This is a genomic window from Brevibacillus aydinogluensis (assembly GCF_961514395.1).
GTDB lineage: Bacteria > Bacillota > Bacilli > Brevibacillales > Brevibacillaceae > Brevibacillus > Brevibacillus aydinogluensis.
On sequence record NZ_OY569118.1, the window covers coordinates 3754852 to 3773840 of the forward strand.

At 52.7% G+C, this 18989-nt stretch carries 18 protein-coding genes and 1 riboswitch; of the genes, 8 read left to right on the forward strand and 10 right to left on the reverse strand.

Annotated features, from left to right (window positions below; all coding sequences use genetic code 11):
- Nucleotides 1–85 precede the first annotated feature (85 nt).
- Nucleotides 86–1768, reverse strand: a complete 1683-nt coding sequence (gene rnjA / locus Q7F15_RS18605; protein ID WP_171566141.1) for a ribonuclease J1 — start codon at nt 1766–1768, stop codon at nt 86–88.
- 287 nt (nt 1769–2055) lie between these two features.
- On the opposite strand from rnjA, the gene Q7F15_RS18610 reads away from it, so the two are divergent.
- A complete protein-coding gene (locus Q7F15_RS18610; RefSeq protein WP_304414778.1) occupies nt 2056–2379 on the forward strand; it encodes a DUF3889 domain-containing protein in 324 nt (107 codons plus the stop codon).
- A gap of 148 nt (nt 2380–2527) precedes the next feature.
- Here Q7F15_RS18610 and Q7F15_RS18615 read toward each other — a convergent pair whose 3' ends face one another.
- The 3 genes from Q7F15_RS18615 to Q7F15_RS18625 all read right to left on the reverse strand — a co-directional run bounded on the left by Q7F15_RS18615 (nt 2528) and on the right by Q7F15_RS18625 (nt 4398).
- Nucleotides 2528–3142, reverse strand: coding sequence for an SCO family protein (locus Q7F15_RS18615; protein ID WP_171566139.1), 615 nt, complete (start codon nt 3140–3142; stop codon nt 2528–2530).
- 73 nt (nt 3143–3215) lie between these two features.
- Nucleotides 3216–3530, reverse strand: coding sequence for a rhodanese-like domain-containing protein (locus tag Q7F15_RS18620; protein ID WP_304414779.1), 315 nt, complete (start codon nt 3528–3530; stop codon nt 3216–3218).
- A 424-nt stretch (nt 3531–3954) separates the two neighbouring features.
- Nucleotides 3955–4398: a hypothetical protein gene (locus tag Q7F15_RS18625; protein WP_304414780.1), complete on the reverse strand. Its 444-nt coding sequence runs from the start codon at nt 4396–4398 to the stop codon at nt 3955–3957.
- A 219-nt stretch (nt 4399–4617) separates the two neighbouring features.
- Between Q7F15_RS18625 and Q7F15_RS18630 the strand changes: the two genes are divergently transcribed.
- Complete coding sequence (locus Q7F15_RS18630; protein WP_304414781.1) at nt 4618–5814, forward strand: acyltransferase family protein; 1197 nt, start codon at nt 4618–4620, stop codon at nt 5812–5814.
- A gap of 176 nt (nt 5815–5990) precedes the next feature.
- A riboswitch (SAM riboswitch) is annotated at nt 5991–6100 on the forward strand.
- Nucleotides 6101–6198: 98 nt separating this feature from the next.
- On the forward strand, nt 6199–7500 hold the full coding sequence (locus Q7F15_RS18635) for a homocysteine synthase (protein WP_171566137.1): 1302 nt from the start codon (nt 6199–6201) through the stop codon (nt 7498–7500).
- Between the two features lie 187 nt (nt 7501–7687).
- Here Q7F15_RS18635 and Q7F15_RS18640 read toward each other — a convergent pair whose 3' ends face one another.
- Entirely contained in the window at nt 7688–8029 is a 342-nt protein-coding gene (locus Q7F15_RS18640) for a DUF5412 domain-containing protein (RefSeq protein ID WP_230077676.1), read from the reverse strand.
- A 213-nt stretch (nt 8030–8242) separates the two neighbouring features.
- On the opposite strand from Q7F15_RS18640, the gene Q7F15_RS18645 reads away from it, so the two are divergent.
- The 4 genes from Q7F15_RS18645 (at nt 8243) to Q7F15_RS18660 (ending at nt 12848) form a co-directional block, all read left to right on the forward strand.
- Nucleotides 8243–9181, forward strand: a complete 939-nt coding sequence (locus tag Q7F15_RS18645) for an AAA family ATPase (RefSeq protein WP_212133619.1) — start codon at nt 8243–8245, stop codon at nt 9179–9181.
- A gap of 7 nt (nt 9182–9188) precedes the next feature.
- A complete protein-coding gene (locus Q7F15_RS18650) occupies nt 9189–10379 on the forward strand; it encodes a DUF58 domain-containing protein (RefSeq protein ID WP_212133620.1) in 1191 nt (396 codons plus the stop codon).
- Complete coding sequence (locus Q7F15_RS18655; RefSeq protein ID WP_304414782.1) at nt 10376–11710, forward strand: DUF4129 domain-containing protein; 1335 nt, start codon at nt 10376–10378, stop codon at nt 11708–11710. The genes Q7F15_RS18650 and Q7F15_RS18655 overlap by 4 nt, the downstream gene beginning before the upstream one ends.
- Before the next feature lie 223 nt (nt 11711–11933).
- Nucleotides 11934–12848, forward strand: a complete 915-nt coding sequence (locus Q7F15_RS18660) for a Nif3-like dinuclear metal center hexameric protein (RefSeq protein WP_212133622.1) — start codon at nt 11934–11936, stop codon at nt 12846–12848.
- Nucleotides 12849–13326: 478 nt separating this feature from the next.
- On the opposite strand, the gene Q7F15_RS18665 is transcribed toward Q7F15_RS18660, so the two are convergent.
- From Q7F15_RS18665 to Q7F15_RS18685, 5 genes are all read right to left on the reverse strand, one after another.
- Nucleotides 13327–14067, reverse strand: coding sequence for a hypothetical protein (locus tag Q7F15_RS18665; protein WP_171566134.1), 741 nt, complete (start codon nt 14065–14067; stop codon nt 13327–13329).
- A gap of 185 nt (nt 14068–14252) precedes the next feature.
- Nucleotides 14253–14459, reverse strand: a complete 207-nt coding sequence (locus Q7F15_RS18670) for a YezD family protein (RefSeq protein ID WP_171566133.1) — start codon at nt 14457–14459, stop codon at nt 14253–14255.
- 166 nt (nt 14460–14625) lie between these two features.
- Complete coding sequence (locus Q7F15_RS18675; protein WP_304414783.1) at nt 14626–14895, reverse strand: DUF2325 domain-containing protein; 270 nt, start codon at nt 14893–14895, stop codon at nt 14626–14628.
- A gap of 251 nt (nt 14896–15146) precedes the next feature.
- Nucleotides 15147–16169 (reverse strand): NADH:flavin oxidoreductase/NADH oxidase, encoded by a 1023-nt coding sequence (locus Q7F15_RS18680; RefSeq protein ID WP_304414784.1) that lies wholly within the window; start codon nt 16167–16169, stop codon nt 15147–15149.
- A gap of 256 nt (nt 16170–16425) precedes the next feature.
- Nucleotides 16426–17022 carry a DUF4309 domain-containing protein gene (locus Q7F15_RS18685; protein ID WP_212133631.1) on the reverse strand — a complete coding sequence of 199 codons (597 nt, stop codon included), beginning with the start codon at nt 17020–17022 and terminating at the stop codon, nt 16426–16428.
- Between the two features lie 1002 nt (nt 17023–18024).
- Between Q7F15_RS18685 and Q7F15_RS18690 the strand changes: the two genes are divergently transcribed.
- Nucleotides 18025–18852, forward strand: coding sequence for a M23 family metallopeptidase (locus tag Q7F15_RS18690; RefSeq protein WP_230077675.1), 828 nt, complete (start codon nt 18025–18027; stop codon nt 18850–18852).
- Nucleotides 18853–18989 lie beyond the last annotated feature (137 nt).

The window sequence follows — 18989 nt, forward strand, 5'->3', positions numbered from 1 at the left end:
TCCGGTACATTTGCTCGTTATCAATTATATCCCGTGAAAGCCCATTGGAGAATGGGTTCCGACACTTTCACCGGTTTGGCCGCGCCTACACTTCCATCAGGATGGTCAAAATCATCGGATTGCGGCCGGTTTTTTCATAAATGAACGGCTTGATCACTTCGTTGATCTGCGACTTCAGCTCGGACCATTCCTTGATCTTCTTGTCCAGCGCCTCCTGCAGCTTCTGGCGGACGAGCACGGTGGCCTCCTGGATCAGCGATTCCGATCCGCGCACGTAGACAAAGCCGCGGCTGACGATGTCCGGGCCGGTCAGGATCTTGAAGTTTTTCATGTCCAGGCTTACCACGACCACCATCAGGCCGTCTTCCGCCAGGTGCTTGCGGTCGCGCAGCACGATGTTGCCGACGTCGCCCACGCCGCTGCCGTCGATCAGGACAATTCCAGCGGGCACTTTGCTCAGCCATGCTTTTTCCCGCGTGCAGTTGAGCACATCGCCGTTGTCCATGATGAAGATGTTGCTCTCCTCGATGCCCACCTGCTGCGCCAGTCTGGCGTGCATTTTCAGCATGCGGTACTCGCCGTGGATCGGCACAAAGTAGCGGGGGCGGATAAAGTTAAGCATCAGCTTCAGTTCCTCGCTGCTGCCGTGGCCGGACGCGTGGATGTCAAATACGTGGCTCAGCACCACGTTGGCTCCCGCCCGGTACAGCTTGTCAATCGTCCGGCTGACGTTTACCGTGTTGCCCGGGATCGGCGAAGCGGAGATGATCACCGTGTCCTCCGGATAAATCTGCACCGAGCGGTGGGACCCGGAGGCGATGCGGGTCAGTGCTGCCATCGGCTCGCCCTGGCTGCCCGTGCAGATGATCAACACCTGGTTGTCCGCGTAGTTGTCGATGTGCTTGACGTCAATCAGCATGCCCTCCGGCATCTGGATGTAACCCAGTTCTTGTCCGATCTGAAACACTTTTTCCATGCTGCGGCCGATGACCGCCACTTTCCGGTCGCACTCCATGGCCGCGTCCACCACCTGCTGCAGGCGGTGCACGTTTGACGCGAATGTGGCCAGGATAATCCGACCGCGCGCCTTTTTCACCACGTCGAGAATGCCTTCGCCCACCGTGCGCTCCGACATGGTAAATCCGTACCGTTCGCTGTTGGTGCTGTCCGACAGCAGTGCCAGCACGTCGCCGCTGCTGCCGATCCGTGCGATTTTGCCGAACTCCGTAGTGGGGCCGACGGGCGTCAGGTCAAACTTGAAGTCGCCCGTGTGAATAACCATGCCCTCCGGCGTGTGGATAACGATACCGAACGAATCGGGAATGCTGTGGTTGGTGCGGAAAAAGGTGGCTTTCAGCTTTTTGAACGGAATCTCCGTGTCCTCCGAAATCGGGATCAGCTTTACCTCGTTCTGCATCCGGTGTTCTTCCAGCTTGGCCTTGACCAGGCCCAGGGTGAGGCGGCCGCCGTAAATCGGCACCTTGATCTGCTTCAACACATACGGAATGGCACCGATATGGTCCTCGTGTCCGTGCGTCAACAGCAGCGCCTTGATCTTATGCTGATTCTCGATCAGATAGGTGATGTCCGGGATGACCAGGTCAATGCCGAACATCTCGTTCTCGGGAAATTTGACCCCGCAGTCGATGATGATGATCTCGTCTTCGTACTCGACACAGTACATGTTTTTGCCGATTTCGCCGAGACCGCCCATCGCGAAAATCTTTACGTCGCTCAATACTCGTTCCTCCCAATAGATTTCGTGCATGTGTTATTGGAAACCCGACCAATGCATGCCACCTTTTATTGTATCACATCGGATCGCCTTCGTTTCATCCAGTCTTGCCATTTTCCCGCATTCTGCTACCGGATCATGAAAAGAATCCGGCAGCAAAAAAAGAGCCCTCATGAACCGCCATCTGCCGAAGGGCGCAGGGTCTATCTATTATCTTTGGTGGTCCTGGCTGCAGCGAGTATGATGCCGGTAATCGGGCACACTACCGCTCAAGCGATATTTTCTGCGGACATTTACTACGGAGAGGCAGGTGCGCCCTGATGCGTGACCGATTGCACCGACGGGGCTGGATAGCTGCATACGCGGCGGTGCTGCTGCTCCTCCACGCCCTGCCGGCCTCTGCGCAGCCTCCCTACGCCAAATGGGGGCGGCTCGCGATCGAACACACGATGAAAACGTACCCGCAAGCGGAAATTGTCGACTACCTGCATGTCGGGCGGACGAGCAAAACGCCTGCTACGTGGGAAGAGACGTTCAAGCTGCTGCTCCGGGAGGGCAGACGCATGTGGGCCGTTATCGTGCGGATCGAGTTTGACAAGCAGACGGAGAAGGTCATCGCCATCCGTTTGGAAGAGACCGGCTGAACAGCCAATGTGACGAAGAGACCCGTGATGTTTGAATGGAACCGTCCATGAAACAGTTGAACCCGCCCCGGGACTGAACACGTCAGGTCCGGCTTGGGCGGGTTTTGTCGAATATTGATTTCCGGCAGAAGCACTCCCGAATGGCTGACTAATCAGCCAACAGCTCAATGTCTTTCAACATGCTGTCCATATCCATTTTGGACGCCATCCCGTACACGCGGCGCATGTTGCCGTCCTTGTCGACGAGGAACATGACGGCGGTGTGCGCAAACGAACCGTCTGGCTGTTTCAGCACGGCGATGCCAAAGTCCTTGGTCACTTTTTCCACGGTGGCTTGATCGCCGCGCAGGAAGTACCAGCCGCTCAGATCGGCACCAAACTTGTCGGCGTACTCCTTGAGCACGTCCGGCGTATCCCGCTCCGGGTCAAAGGTGATCGTCACAAACGCCACCTTGTCTTTGAACAGCCCTTTGGCCTTCAGCTGTTCCTGCATCTTGGCCATGTTAAACGTCGTGGCCGGGCAGATATCCGGACAGTGGGTAAAGATGAACTCCACCAGCCGAACCTTGCCGTTGGTTCCGGACAGGGTAAATGTGGACCCGTCGATGTTATCCAGCGCAAAGTCGTTTATCTGCTTCATGACGGGGATCTGACTTTTTTGCCAGTACTGGTAGCCGAATACACCGACGACGAGCATTCCCAGCACGGCGGCCAGCACGGCAAACCAGTAGCGCTGCCAGAACGACACTTTGCCTTCGCTCATATCACGTGCCTCCTCTTCCTGATCGCGCTGTTGCCAAACGGCGATCACGCGCGTTTATCTCTGCACCGATACGTTACGCTTCCGTTTCCCCCGGCCAAGCGAGCATGCCGCCCACCATGTTGGCCGCATCGAAGCCCAATTCCTGCAAATACTGGGTGGCCATGTGACTGCGGGCGCCGCTGCGGCAGACCAGCACGACCGGTGTCTCCTTGTCCAGCTCATCGACGCGATGCGGCAAAAAGCCAAGCGGAATCAGTTTGGCTTGCTTGATGTGGCCCGCATTCCACTCCTCCAACTCGCGCACATCGATAACCTGCACCTTCTCTCCCGCAGCCAGCTTCTCCAACAGCTCCCGCGGCGTGATTTCCTTTACCCCTTGTTCCGCCATATGTACAAGCCTCCTGTATCTTCATAAATATGGATTCCATACCGTCACCCATCATACCATACCGGCGGCTGTGTTCGTACATGACATTCCTGTGAAGTTAAGTCCCCCCTCTGAGTCGTAAGAACAGTGACAGGCAACAGTAACAGAACAGATGCATTTCATGATGAACCGGATAACCCAACGATAACGAAATTCAGAGAGATTTAAATTACTTTAAGACAGGAGACAGCTACAGAGTTGAAGGAGACGTCCTGTGCATTTAATAAAGTCGACAAAAAAGCTTCAGCCCAGTTAGTTTGCCTTACATGCTATTGCAAATTCTTATTGAAAAATCTAGCGCAGCGGCAAGGGTGTTAACTACTCTTAATTATTAAATTAATAATTGGAGACCTTCGTATACCGAAGGTCTCCAGTTCATCAATGATCAATGATTGTAAATAGCAACTTTTCCATCAGATGGGATGTATCCATAGACCCTAATTCTATAGGTTCCTGTGTCTACAGCAACATTGGGACTTGTATAGCCAGTTTGGCCTTTCCCAACAGAAACCCGTCCCAGATTAATACTTTTCCTTACGTTTCCATATGAATCTAGCTGATCAAGATAAACCGAAACATCACAACTACTATTCGTAGCCCACACACCTGCATTTGCACTTCCAGATTTTAGTGTGAATGTTTCGTTAATCACATAAGTACCATATTGCGAAACGAAGAATCGGCTCCAATCTTTCGCAATTTCTTGAATACCTATAGACTCTTGAATTTTATTTGTTTTCTGGCTAAGACTTTCTGATGCAACAACAGGATTAACAAGGGATGAAAGTGCAAGGCCTAGGGACGCAACGGTAAAAAGCATTTTCTTCATTCTCCCAACTCCTCATACATTATTTGGAATTTAATCCAGGTACATTGTACCCTATCTTTTACATTTTTTGAATGCGGTTCAATATATTGTCAATAACAGAAAGTTTTGGTGGTATTCTATTGAAGATTTAGGAGGATTTTTCATTCAAGTAGAGAATTGTTAGTTTTTGCAAATACTTTCAGCTTTCATCCAGCGAGTGTTTATGATACGGAGGATTATATGAAAAAAATCTCGTTTCTCGATGGATTACGTGGGACAGCTGCAGTGGTCGTGGTCATCTCTCATTTTGTGCAGGTATTTTACCCTTCTCTTTTCACCTTGCGTCCTGAAATGATGCATAACCAGTTTGAAGCATGGTTAAGCAAAACACCATTCAATCTCTTCTATAACGGAAACTTTTCCGTTTGTATTTTTTTTGTATTAAGTGGATTCGTATTAAGCTATAAATATTGGGAAACGAGAAGGGTAGATGTCGTCATAGAAAGCACGGTGAAACGATACTTTCGGCTTGTACTGCCTGTGTTTTTCTCTATTTTATTGGTATACATCATCCTTCTTCTAAACGGATTTTCTCTTGAAACAGTCTCGCCCATCACGTATACAGATATGACAACACATTACCATGCGCTTAGCCATGATTTTGTCACCATGGTTCGCACTGCATTTTTCGACACGTTCTTTCTCGGCAACGCTGACTATAATCCTGTTTTATGGACCATGAATTACGAACTGATCGGGTCGTATCTCATTTTTGCAATGTTGATTGTGTGCAGAGATACTCCTTACCGCTACGTAGCCTATCTCTTGCTGATCTACATGTTGCGTCATTCCTACTATCTTGCATTTGTGTTAGGCCTGCTTCTCTGCGATGTATATCACAATCACCAGCGTACGCTGCACGTGTTTCAAAAACCTTATATACCTTTACTAACAGGGATTTTGGGGTTGTATATGGGATCTTATCCTTACATCGATACATCCAATACCATATACGCATTACTCGACGTCTCTTTTATGGGATATGATCCGATGAAGTTTAACCATGTTTGGGGTGCTTTTTTCCTCATGATCGCAATCTTGGCTTCTACTGGTATTCAAAAGATCTTATCCTCCCCCATCTGCGTGTTTTTGGGAAACATCTCATTTTCGCTGTACCTGTTGCATTTTACGATCTTATGTTCTGTGTCTGGTTATATTTTTTCTCTGTTGAACGGCAGTTTCTCCTATAATGTCAGTGTATGTATCAGCTTTCTCCTGTCCTTCCCGCTTATGATGGTTGGTTCATATCTTATGTACAGATATATAGACACAACGTCGATATTCTGGGCGAAAAAGTTTTATCTAACTCTTTTCCGGAAGCAAGTAAAGCCGCCCCGTGTAAAAAAAGCATATGTTCAGGATAATTCCCTCTTATAGGTATGTGGTCTGCAAACGCCCGAAAGAAAGCATTCGGGCGTTTTTCATTACAGCCGCCGTGATTCAGGACAAAAAGCAATCACAACAAATCCCCTTGACTTACCCGGAAATTCTTATTGACCAAACCCGGCGGCCCCCCTATAATACCAAGTAAGCACAATTTGCAAAATCTTTCGATTTCATCAAGAGCGGCGGAGGGACAGGCCCAATGAAGCCCGGCAACCGGCAAGCATCCTGCTTGCATGGTGCCAATTCCTGCAGAATCCCGGATTCTGAGAGATGAAACGGCCGCTTGATTCGGAATGACCGAAGCCTTCTTTCTCTCCGGAAGAAGGCTTCGCTTTTTATCCATTCATTTTCATGCAGGAAAAAGGAGAGATGACCATGTCGGATCAACGTCAGTGGAAGCCGGAAACCATTGCGCTGCACGGTGGACAGTCGCCTGACCCGGTGACGGGCTCGCGCGCGGTGCCGATTTATCAGACGACTTCGTACGTGTTTCGCGATACGGAGCACGCCGCCAACCTGTTCGGGTTGAAAGAGGCGGGCAACATCTACACGCGTATCATGAACCCGACCCAGGACGTGTTTGAACAGCGGGTCGCCCTGCTGGAAGGCGGTGTCGGGGCGCTGGCCACTTCCTCCGGGCAGGCGGCGATTACCTTTGCCATCCTCAACATCGCCCAGGCCGGAGACGAAATCGTCGCCTCCACCAGCCTGTACGGCGGCACCTACAACCTGTTCTACCACACGCTGCCGCGGTTCGGCGTCACCGTTCACTTCGTGGACCAGTCCAATCCGGACAATTTCCGATCCAAAATCAACGAAAAGACAAAAGCGCTGTTCGTCGAAACGATCGGCAACCCGCGCATAGACGTAGCCGACATCGAGGCGATTGCCGCGGTCGCTCACGAATACGGAATTCCGCTGATCGTAGACAACACCTTTGCCACCCCGATCCTCTGCCGTCCGTTTGACCACGGGGCCGATATCGTCGTGCACTCCACCACCAAGTTCATTGGCGGACACGGCACGGCCATCGGCGGCATCATCGTTGACTCCGGCAAGTTCGACTGGAGCAGCGGCAAGTTTCCCGGCCTGACCACGCCCGACCCGAGCTACCACGGCATCGTCTACACGGAAGCGTTCGGCCCGCTGGCGTACATCGTCAAGGCCCGGGTTCAACTGCAGCGGGATATCGGGGCAGCTGTCGCGCCGTTCAACGCCTTTTTGTTCCTGCAGGGGCTGGAAACGCTGCATCTGCGCATGGAGCGGCACAGTGAAAACGCTCTGGCCGTCGCCCGTTATCTGCAGGCACATCCCGCCGTGGAGTGGGTCAGCTATCCGGGATTGGAGAGCGATCCGCACTACCGCCTGGCGCAAAAGTACCTGCCAAAAGGTGCCGGAGCCATCCTCACGTTTGGCGTGCGCGGCGGCGTCGCCGAAGGGAAAAAGCTGATCGAGTCGGTCAAGCTGTTCTCCCATCTGGCCAACGTCGGCGATTCCAAGTCGCTCATCATCCATCCGGCCAGCACCACCCACCAGCAGTTGACGGAAGCGGAACAGCTCGCTGCCGGCGTCACCCCGGGCCTAATTCGCCTTTCCATCGGGACGGAGGCGATCGACGACATCATCGCCGATCTGGAGCAGGCGCTGAAGCAGGCGGTACCCCAGCAGGTTGGCTAAGGTACGAGACAGGTCAACGCACGGGCGCCCGTCGCGCGCAAAGCGTCCAAGGATGGCGAGCGTCCGCGTTCGTTTGCATCAAACAGCGAAGGGAGTTCCCCTTCGCTGTTTTTCTATTGCAGGACGCCGGATTTTCCACATTCGGGCGCAAGATTACATCATGGTGATATCGGGATTCTCCTTCTCTCTATTGCCTTCGCCAGTCATACACGTCATTGTTTAAAAGATTTAACGAATGACCGTTAATAACAACAGTGTGATCGTCCTTCCATTCAATAGATGCTGTATCAACGCGATACTCCCAATAGATATTGCGTTTTTCCCCTGTACTTGTTACCAGTTCACCCCTGATCGCTGTAGAAACAGTAGCGCCGCCGTCAACAAGGTATAGTTTGATGACGTATTCATTTGAAGGCGAAGCCGATTCCTTGATGAATGTCCCTTCTGGAAGATTGGACATCGAGAAAAAGAAATGGTACACGACGATGCCAACAAGAGCAGCAATCAAAATCAAGACGACCAAAGCCACGAAAAGCACTTTCTTTATCCGCAAAGCACCAGCCCCTTTACCTATTATTTATTGAATTACGTTTTGTCGGGATTTTCGGCTCGCTCGTTTCCCTGCGATTTTATCAAACCCCAAAAATTTTATGAAGATTTGGCAAAATAAGGTGTCGCGCTGTATAATACCTTCCATACTGGAACTACCGGTGCCCTATTTTCCGATAAAGGAGACGTCCGCATGATCCATCGTCCTTTGGACACATTGCTGGAAAGCATCAACCGCGTCATTGTCGGCAAGGCGCCGCAAATCCGGCTGCTTGTGACGGCTCTATTGGCCCGCGGCCACGTGCTCCTGGAGGACCTGCCCGGCATGGGCAAGACCGTGTTGGCCAAAACGCTCGCCCAGGCGATCGGCGGTACCTACAACCGGGTGCAGTTTACCGCTGACCTGCTGCCTTCAGACGTGGTCGGGCTGCACGTGTTCAACCAGCGGACCGGCGAGTTCGAGCTGCGTCGGGGACCGGTATTCGCCGACGTGCTTCTGGCTGACGAGATCAACCGGGCCACGCCGCGAACGCAATCCGGCCTGTTGGAATGCATGGAAGAACGGCAGGTAACCATCGAAGGGGTGACACTCCCCCTGCCGCCGACGCTGTTGGTGATCGCCACGCAAAACCCGATCGAATCAGAGGGAACCTATCCGCTTCCGGAAGCGCAGCTGGACCGCTTCTTGTTCCGCCTGTCGCTTGGCTACGGCAGCAGGGAAGACGCCCGGGAGATCCTGCGGCGGTTCCGGACAGGCTCACCGCTGGAGCAGGTGAAGCCGGTGATCACCGTCGACGAGATCGCTGCCATGCAGCGGGACGTGACAGCGGTGCACGTCAGCCCCGCCGTGGAGGAGTACATCATCGATCTGACGGCAGCCACCCGTCACCACCGCTCCGTGGAAACGGGTCTCAGCCCCCGCGCCATGATCGCTCTGCTGCGCTCGGCGCAGGCGTCCGCTTACCTGGACGGGCGCACCTACGTCCTGCCTGACGATGTCAAAGCCGTGTTTCCCGCTTTGGCCGTCCACCGCATCCGCCTGTCAATGGAAGCGGAACTGCACGTGACGGAGCAGGAAGTGATCGACGACATCCTCAAAAGCGTGGCGGCTCCGGTCGAAGAAGGCGTGTGATCCACACATGAGCACGAGACAGGTGTATCACGTCTTGGGGTTTCTCTGCCTGCTGTTTGCCCTGTTTTCGGGCAGCCGCTTTCTCTGGCTGTTTGGCGGCTTCTACTTTTTCATGACGCTGGTTCACCGCTGGTGGCGGGCCAATCTGCCGCGCTGGGTTCGGCTGGAGTGGAATGCTGACCTGCGCCGGGTGATGCAGGGGATGCCCGTCACCATCCGTTTCACGCTGCACAACCGCTCCTGGCTGCCGCTGCCCGGCACGGTGATCTCTCTGTCCTTTCCCAAACACGTGACAGTCGAGGGAGCGGATGAGGTGACAGCAAACAGACAGCGCTGTACAGCTCGCTTCCGCTTGGACCTGCCGCTGAGGACAAGCGCGGAACGCACGTTTACGATCACCCCGCACAAGCGCGGCCTGGTGTGGCTGACGGAAGCCCAGGCGGACACGCTCTCTGTGTTTGGCGAGGAACAGGACCCGATTTCGCTCCCGCTGTCGTTTTCCCTCCTGGTCTATCCGCTGCCCTTGGCGCTGCCTCCGCTGTTGGCGGCGGCAATCGAGCCTGACGGCGGCAAGCTCACGCGCAGACGCCGGGAGGAGGATGTCACGTTTTTTCGCGGCGTGCGCGGTTATGTGCCGGGAGACCGGTTAAAGCACATCCACTGGAAAGCCAGCGCGAAAACCGGCGCGCTGCAGACGCGGCTGTTTGAGCCGACCGCCCGCCCCAGCTGGAAGGTGGTGGGACACATTCTGCCGTCCTACGAACCGCTGCTGCAGCGGAACAATGAACCGGCGAACGAGCGGGTCATCTCCGCTCTTGCCGCGCTCTCGGTTCTCTGCCGCCGCCAATCGCTGTCCTGCGACATGTTCCTGACCGTGAAACAGCGCGGCCGGGAGCAGTTCCACCTCCCTCCCGGCAGCGGCAAGGCGCACCACATCCAGGTCATGACCCAACTCGCCCGCCTGCATCAGTACCTGCCGACTTCGCTGGCGGCCGCATTGCGGCGGTTGGAACACGGCGTCACCCGTGACACGATCCTGATCGTCACCCCGCGTCTGGACGAGCCAGCAGTAGAAGCAGTCAAACGGCTGGTGCGGCGCGGTCACAACGTCATGGTGCTGGACGTGTCGCAGGAGCAGCCGGTCCTGCGCCGGCACGAGTCCGCCCGCGCCCAGGCGAGGAAGGAGGTCTTTTCATGACGTGGTCCATGTTGGGACGCAGGATGCTGGTGTTCTGGATGGAAGCGCTGCTGACGGCCTCCGTGCTGATGCTGTTCCAGTGGCTGCCGGCCCAGCCGGAAAGCATGATCGGCTTTGTCCTGTTCGCCGTGCTCCTGCTCTCTCTGGGAAGCTGGCTGCACCAGGGAGGAGGACGCCATCTCCTGCTCCACCTGCTGCTGTATCCGCTGGTGGCTTCCGTCGGCGGTTTGTGTTTTGCCGCGTTCGGCTCCTGGCTGCTCGCCCTGCTTTTGGCCGCCCTCTTTTACTCGCGCATCCATACAGCAGCATCAAATCCGTGTACGCCTGTCCACCTGCGCAACCACTTTGTGCTGGCGCTGATCATCTGCTTGTTCCAGCTGGTAGTGGCCGGTCTGTTCGGCGCTCTGACCGCCCCGCAGACGTATGACGTTCGGGCGTATTACGCAATCCTGGCCTTCGTGCTCGCCAGCTACCTCTTCACCTGCTGGGGAGAGCACCTGACCCGTGAACAGCCAGGCGGCAGTGCCGCGCCAATCTCCCTGGCGGCCGCCATAGGCGGTCAACTGCTGGCAACTCGGCTGCTGCTGGTGGCGGGATACATCCTCGCAGGCAGCGGCCTGCTCTGGCTCCTGGCATGGCTCTGGGGGCTGGTCAAAGGACCGCTGGGAGACGGTCTGTACCAGTTGACCAGTCCGCTCCTGCAGGGAACGGCTTCGCTGTTTGGCAAGCTGGCGGACGTCCTGAATGGAAACGGCCGCGTCAACGAGCCGTTCAACAACGAAATGGATGTCCCCGAACTGCCTCAGGAGGAGTTTGCTCCGACCGGTGACGAGACGCTGTTTTCGCAGGTGGCGCCTTACCTGATTGCATTCGGCTCGGCGCTGGCCCTCGCCAAGCTGGCACAGTACATCTGGGAACGGCGCTACCGGCACGTCGGCGGCACGGCTGTCTCCCCTGCTTCGGCTGATACCATCTTGCGTCCGGTCGACGAAGACGCATCAAGCGACGACGATCCCCTCTGGGAGCAGGATGCGTTGGTGCGCAGCCCGGCCGGTCCCATCGACGATCCGGTGCGGTACGCGTACTACCGGTTTCTTCAGCACATGGCCAAAGCGGGGCTGCGGATCGAACGGCACGAGACCAGCCACGAATACTTGCGGCGCATCCGCTCGCAGTGGGCCAACGCCGACGCAGTAGAACTGGCCGAACAGATCACCAGTTACTACGAACGGTACCGCTACCGCCAACTGCCTCTTTCGCCGGAAGAACGGAACCATCTGGAGCAGTGCGTGCGCAAGCTGCGGGACGCAACCAAGCGCAAATGCAAATGATGGATTGGCACAACCGCGCCCTTCCCCGGCGTGCTGCTTGTACCGTGAGCACCTCCGTCTTTTTTGTGGAAACGGCATATGATCAGACGGGCAGCATGGTGTTGAAATAGAGGAAAGCTGCCGTTCATTCGAGCGTTTTCCCGGAAAAACAGCGGGATTGAAACTCCCCGCTAGCGGCCGTCCGGCAAATCCGGCATTAAATACCCGTACAAGGAGGGATTCCATGGAAAGCCTGATGCATCTTGAGCAAGCGTTTACCCGACTGTTTCGCATGGACGAGTGGGAATCCGATCCCGGCTTCAGCCGTTTCATTCCCATGGTGTACGATCCGATCGGGTTTGACTGGCGGCGGTTTTTCGAGGCGGAGTTCGTCCGCCGCTTCAACGGCCTGATGCTCAAAGGACGCGAACAGGTACACACCGTCTTTTTGGCCGTCTTCCCGACCGAAGAGGTGCTGAAGCGCTTCCTGGACGAGTCAGCGCCGGGCGACCTGTTGTTCATGCACCACCCGCTGCTGATGGAATGCGGCGACCCGCGCGGCCGCTGGGGCAGGGGGTTCGTGCCGATCGGGCAGGACTTGCTGCTGGCGCTAAAGGAGAAAGAGCTCTCCGTCTTCACCTGTCACCTCCCGATGGACACCAGTTGGCCGCTCGGCACTGGCGGCGCCATCATGGAAGCGCTGCAGGCCGAACCGATCAAGCCGTTTTGTCCGGCAGGAAACGGACATGTCGGCATGATTTGCCGGGTAACGGCGACGGATACCCGCTCCTTAATCGATCGTTTAATCACCTTGTTTGACATTCCCTACGTCGATTTTGAGGGGAAGGAACGGGCGCGCATCGAACGGATCGCCATCCTCCCCGGCTGCGGTGACGTGGCCGCGATGATGCGAGAGGCGGAAGCCAGCGGAGCCGACGCGTACGTGACGGGAGAGATCCACTGCCACATCGACAACGAATACGGGCGCACCAATTACGCCGCAGTCATGGCGTACGCCGCCGAAACGTCCATGTCGCTGATTGGCGTTTCACACGCCGCCTCGGAATACCTCGTGATGAAAACCCAGGTGAAACCCTGGCTGGAAGAGCGCTTTTCCGTAAATGTGACGCTGCTCCCGCAGTCGCGGTGGTGGTGGTAGGCGATCACGATCATGTACCTTCCTGCCATACCGTTTCGCTTTCTGCACGGCATTTTGCCGTGCCAGCGTGTAGACAAAGTCCGCGGCGCATGGGAGAGCGGGCCCGCTCGCTCGCTTGACGCCCAGCACAGAAGCGAATGATGTCCGCTCCAAAACGAGACGCGGGCAGGGGACAAACATCTGGGTATTTCGAGGAAGTGAGACTTGTGTCCCCTGTTGATTCCCGCGTCTAGCGTTTTTCCGCTGAGTCGGTCGTCAAAGGAGCTCGCTTGGCCCATCCCTCCATGCGATGCCCATTGTCTTCCGCTTCGGTTGATGAATGGGCAGGCCTTTCGGCCTGGAAATCATTTTTTGTGGACGCTAACTCAATGAACCATTTGTCTTCAGTCTGGCACGGCATTTTGCCGTGCTTTTCTATTTTTCCTGAAACATTTTGGTTGTTTTTAGCCAAAACAAGCGAAAAAGGTTGGGTGTGCGCCTATTTTTCTGTAACCAACGCCAATCCCTTTGCGGTATATCTGTATGTTTTTCTTGCAGAATCAATCCCTGACTGTTCTTGAACGTGAAAGAATGGACGAGTATACAAGACACTCCATGCCTTTGTCAGCTTGTTTACATCTGCACTGACAATCCGATTGTCCCTCCATGTGTAAATCCGGGTATGAAACACATCAGGGCTCCCGTAGGATGTTACAATTTCCTCCACGCCATCCTCATCCAGATCTGCTATATCTGCAACAGGTTCAGATAAAACCAGAAAAATGGACGGCTTCTCTTCCTCGATGGTTATATAATAGCGGAACGGACAGTTTGCTCCGCATAACCCTTCCACTTTAATTACAGATTTATGGAACAGGGACGATGTCTGAATATCCAGCCTGTCAACATAATGTAATGCACCTACATCTCCAAATTCATACAAGTCATCTCCAATTTGAATGCCTCCAATCAAACGGAGTGGATCATCCTCATCAACCTTCAAGAACGAAAACAGTTTGACGGTATCAAGCTGTTCCTCCTTTACGATCTGCTTGATTTTCCCCCTATCCAGTAACGTCACCTGTTGTTCCACCTTTACTTCTTCAAATGAAAGGGGGATGGTCGTTTCTTGTTCTGCGTTTGTGGATGCGGCAGAGGTATCGTCTCCGTACGTCTGGGCAGGGGAACAACCTGCAGCTAACAGGCACATGAAGAGAAAAAGCAGCACCATGTGCTTCAATCTTGTCACCTCAGGTGTTTGGTCGACTTGAACAAAATGAATAAATTTCCAAAACATTATAAATCGGAGTGAGCCCCCTGTCAAAACAGCGCAAATCCTCTATGTACACCAAGAAAATGAAAAAAGACACGGGTTTCTGTCCCGTGCCCCATGAAGATTCGCTCACCCATGCGTCATCCTGACGTCTAACTGCCCCGCCCTGCCTGCCTCGTGCTGGATTTGAGGGCGGCTGCGCGTTCCAGGGGAAAACGCGTCTTTTCGGTTCGTTCGATTTGCGTAATTTGCGACTCGTGCACGACGATGTGCAGGGTACCGTACTCCAGACCTTCCAGTGCGCGCAGGATCATCTCGATGCGAAAATCGGCAAGCTCTTCGCGATTCCGGTTCGCCATGTGATTCACTCCTGTCCAGCCGTTTTTCCTTCCCGGTCCGTTCAACCGCCGCCTGTCACTCCAGCGATGCAGGGCACGGTTGATTTGCCGGAAGCGGGAGTGGTTTGAAGAAAGCATAATTCTTATTAATCTTATGTGTCAAGTCGGAATTAGGTGAACATAAAGGTTACAGCCGCTTTCCGATGGACGAACACGAGCGTTTGCAAAACAGGATGGGGACGTTTTTCGCCTTTGCCTGATGTTTTACGTGCCACGACAGATTGTGATTCACAAAGTCGGTAAACACGACAATCAGTCTGGTGTCGACGGGAATATGTACCTTGTATTGGGAGTGTTTTCGCCCCGTTACGTGATAAATCTGCCGGTATCCCCTGCCGTGAAGCAGCTCGGTAATATTCCCCAAGCGGTCTCCTCCGATGACCAGCACTGCAGACATTGTTTTCCTCCCTTCTACTGATGCTAACCGGTATAAGCCCGGCTGAAAAAAAGAGATTTCTCCCCTTGGGGAAAAACCTCTAGTGGTCTAGTCGGTTTTACCGCGGCCGTTAAATTCCGATTAAACATATCGGTTTTTGATAATTATACGGTGCCAACTTCTCGGTTGTCAACCGCTTCCATCTTATCACGGCCGCGAAACCGCGCTTGTCATCTGTCCATTACCATTTCCCGCCCGGCAGAACTGCCCGTTTAAAAAGCACGTTCGTACTGCTTGGGCGGAACAACCTCGCCGGAGACGGTGCGGATCGCGTGCAGCGCCCAGTACGGGTCGCGCAGCATACCCCGGCCCACCGCCACCAGGTCGGCGTCGCCGTTGCCCAGTGTCGCCTCGGCCAAAAGAGGATTGTCCAGATTGCCCACGGCGATCACCGGCACATCCAGCGCTTGCTTGATCGCCCGAGCCATCGGCACCTGATAACCGGGGTGGATGCCAGGCCGTCCCCCTGAACCGATCGGACCTTCGCCTCCGCTGGAGATGTGGAAGATGTCAACGCCCGCTTCCTTGTAGCGGCGGCACAATTCCGTGCTGTACTCCAGGCCGTAGCCGCCTTCCACGTATTCCACCGCAGAGATCCGCATGATCAGCGGCATATCCTCCGGCATTACGCTCTTGACCGCTTTGATCACCTCCACGCCAAACAGCGCGAGGTCCTTGCCGTATTGGTCGTCACGCTTGTTGGTGAGCGGCGAGTGGAACTGGTGAATCAAATAGCCGTGGGCGCCGTGGATTTCGATGGTGTCCATACCGGCTTCGACCGCCCGTCTGGCCGCTTCCCGGAACTTGACGACCATCGCCTGCACTTCTTCCGTGGTGAGAGCGCGGGGCGTCTTGTATTTTTCGCTGAAGGCGATCGCAGACGGCGCGACCGGCACCTCGGCATCCTCCGCCTTGCGACCGGCATGCGCGATCTGCACACCGATTTTCGCTCCGTACTCGTGCACCTTCGACACGATCCGAGCAAACGCCGGGATCTGTTCATCCGACCACAATCCCAGGTCGTAGTCGGAGATGCGGCCGTCCGGTTCGACGTCGGTCATCTCCATGATGATCAAGCCAGCTCCACCGACAGCACGCGAGACGTAGTGGACGAAGTGCCAGTCGTTTGGTTTCCCATCCTTGGCCTCAACCGAGTATTGACACATGGGCGGCATAACCACCCGGTTTTTCAATGCGAGCCCTTTCCATTGAAAAGGGGCAGACAAGAGAGCCATGATTACCACTCCTTCCCTTTTTTTCATCTTCGCAAAAGACCGCCTCATTTTGCAACGTCTGGCTGCACTTTGCTACACTTTGCCCCCCTGGACGCCAAACGAGCACCTTTTGCCCAACAACATCCCCAAAAAAGCAAGGAACTCTCCCTATACGGGAGAGTTCCAGTTTGCTGGTCGTCACGAGCGCGAGCGGACACTATCACCCATGCGCCACGGACCTTGTCTGCACGCTGAGCAAGACAGTCGTACAGTCTGTTTATTTTTCCTGAAGCGTTATATATTTGACCGGATTGGTATCAAAAACGACTTTTAGCAAATGGTCATTTCCTGCATACTCCAGAATGAATGTGTCATCACCCGAATCATTCAGCACCTCACGAGAAGGGGTTCCCAGCTTTTCCTTAATATCAAAAGGTTTGCCGGTAAGATTCACGATTTTGGGGTCAGCAAATATAACGATAACTTTGCTATTCTCGCTGAGCTCATCAATGGAATTGGCATAATCCTCAAATCCCAGACTAAAACCATCGTAATACATGGCAAACCCAAATTCATCATTTCCAGTACGAGCCGGTTTTCCCAACTTCTCGATTACTTCCTTTTTCGTTGCTCCGAGTCCAATTGACACACCATGTAATTGTCCATTTTTCGCCTTCTCTAACACGTCAGATGTAACAGGATTCGTTGAATGGCCCGCCACTGTTTCAGAATCCAGCTTCTTTACAGTGTCAGATTTTTCAGAATGAACGAGGCTGCCGTCTGCTGTTTCAGAACTTGTCGAACACCCGATTAACACCATTGAACAAAGAAGCCCCACACAAAAAAGCGTGCGATACATTCTACGCAATGACATCACCTTCTCCTCTCAATGAGATATATCCATCTGGTGGGATATTCCCAATTATATTAATGAAATGGATTATTTTTCAACATCTTTGCATGCCTGGGGGGAACCAATTTTCCAGGCATGGTACAGACTGCCATAAGCCAACTGACTATGTCACATTCGACTGTTTGGAAAGCCTCCAAGATGAACAAACTTTCAGCGCTTTATACTTCCTCGCGATCTGCCAACGTAGCTGATTTTTAAACGAGATACACCGATGTCCTTCACTGTTTGACATTCGGAGCTGAATGCTTTTTGATAAGCCTCCAGCAGTTCCAGAACAGTCCCAAAAGTACTGTGCCCCTCTACATACGAGCTGTTAGGTTTCTACCCAGCAGAGCGCTGATTCTCCTTTACACCGGCGCTTGCTTCAGTCACACATTTTTCATTTTATTCATAGATACCCTCTAAATTCCGGTAATAAATGAGATAACTATTGATCGGCTCTTTTAAAAACATATTTTCCTACCTAATTTTTTGCCATTTATCAATAAAATTTTCTTAAGTGCTTTAAAACTAGTAAATCACCTGATTTTGCGCAATGTTTAAATATCGAAAGGTGAAAGAATTGTCACTTGTGGGAAGGAGATAGTAATGACTACATTCGCAGCCCCTGTGTTTACGCTTATTGTTTAATGGTCCTTCTCTACCCATACACAATACTTTCGTCATGATTTTCATTTGTTCCCCTGGAGCCGGGTATCCCAACAGATACCCTGGGAATTCCTAATACCTATACACACTAACTGTTATCCCCTTCCGCAGTCAGGAAATATTTTGATTATTTGTAGTTGTACGCCATAGCTATTACTGAAACTACGAACTTCTAAGTCTAACTGCTTCACCCTCCCCTCAACTGCAGCATGATATTATATAAGAAAATTCTAGAAATTCCAAATTGTAATTTTTGTAACAAAATGGTAGAATGAGGGTACAAATTATAATTTTTGGAAGAGGGGTTGACAAGAAGTGAAACGAGTTACATTAGGATTGTTTGCTGTTTTATTATCATTTGGTGCTTCTAATGCTGCATTCTCTAAGAGTGCGGATGTAGTCCCTATGTATGATCCAGATAATCCATATGCACCGCTGGGGTGGAGATGGCCAACTACTAGTTACACAATTACCGGAGAATACGGTGAAAACCGCTCCGATGGGAGACACAAGGGAATTGATATTGGAGTGAAACTTAAACCAGTTTATGCGGTTGCTGACGGTCAAGTTGTCGGGGTTGGAATATATACATCTCCTCGAGCTAAGTATGTAACAATCAAACATAATGATAAGGATCCAAATGGAAATAACCTCATTACGCGATATCTTCATCTAAACGACTACTATGTTGGCAAATATGATTATGTAAGTAGGGGAGAAGAAATTGCTGAATCAGGTAATACAGGGGCACCAGGAGAGGAGGATGGAAGAGGTTATCACTTGCACTTTGATGTAAACAATGGGAATGATACAACCCCAGATTACTCAGATACAATAAATCCAAAATATTTCTGGCCAAATCAATTTAGATCATTAATGGCCGATGAAAGCGAACATAGCGATCACATCGAAATTGATTTTAAGTATGATAACCCTGAATATTTTATTGATCAAATTTTGATAGACTACGTTGGGGAAGATAAGTTTAACCAGTGGATGGACGAGAATAATCCAGAAGATAGGACATTGACTAACTTTAAGAAGCACTTTAATGTAACGGACAAAGATATTGAAAAACTAAACAAAGAAGCAAAAGAGAAAGCAGAGAAGAAGAACAAAATGAAAAAATCGAATAACAAGTGATATATAATCCAAGCAGCGTACTATCTGGCTCAGCGTGTAGACTAAGTACCCAAAGTACAAGATCTACACGCTTTTCTGTAAAAATTACGATTTTATTCGATTTTTCAATTTAGTGAAGAGATAGAGGCTGCGTTGGC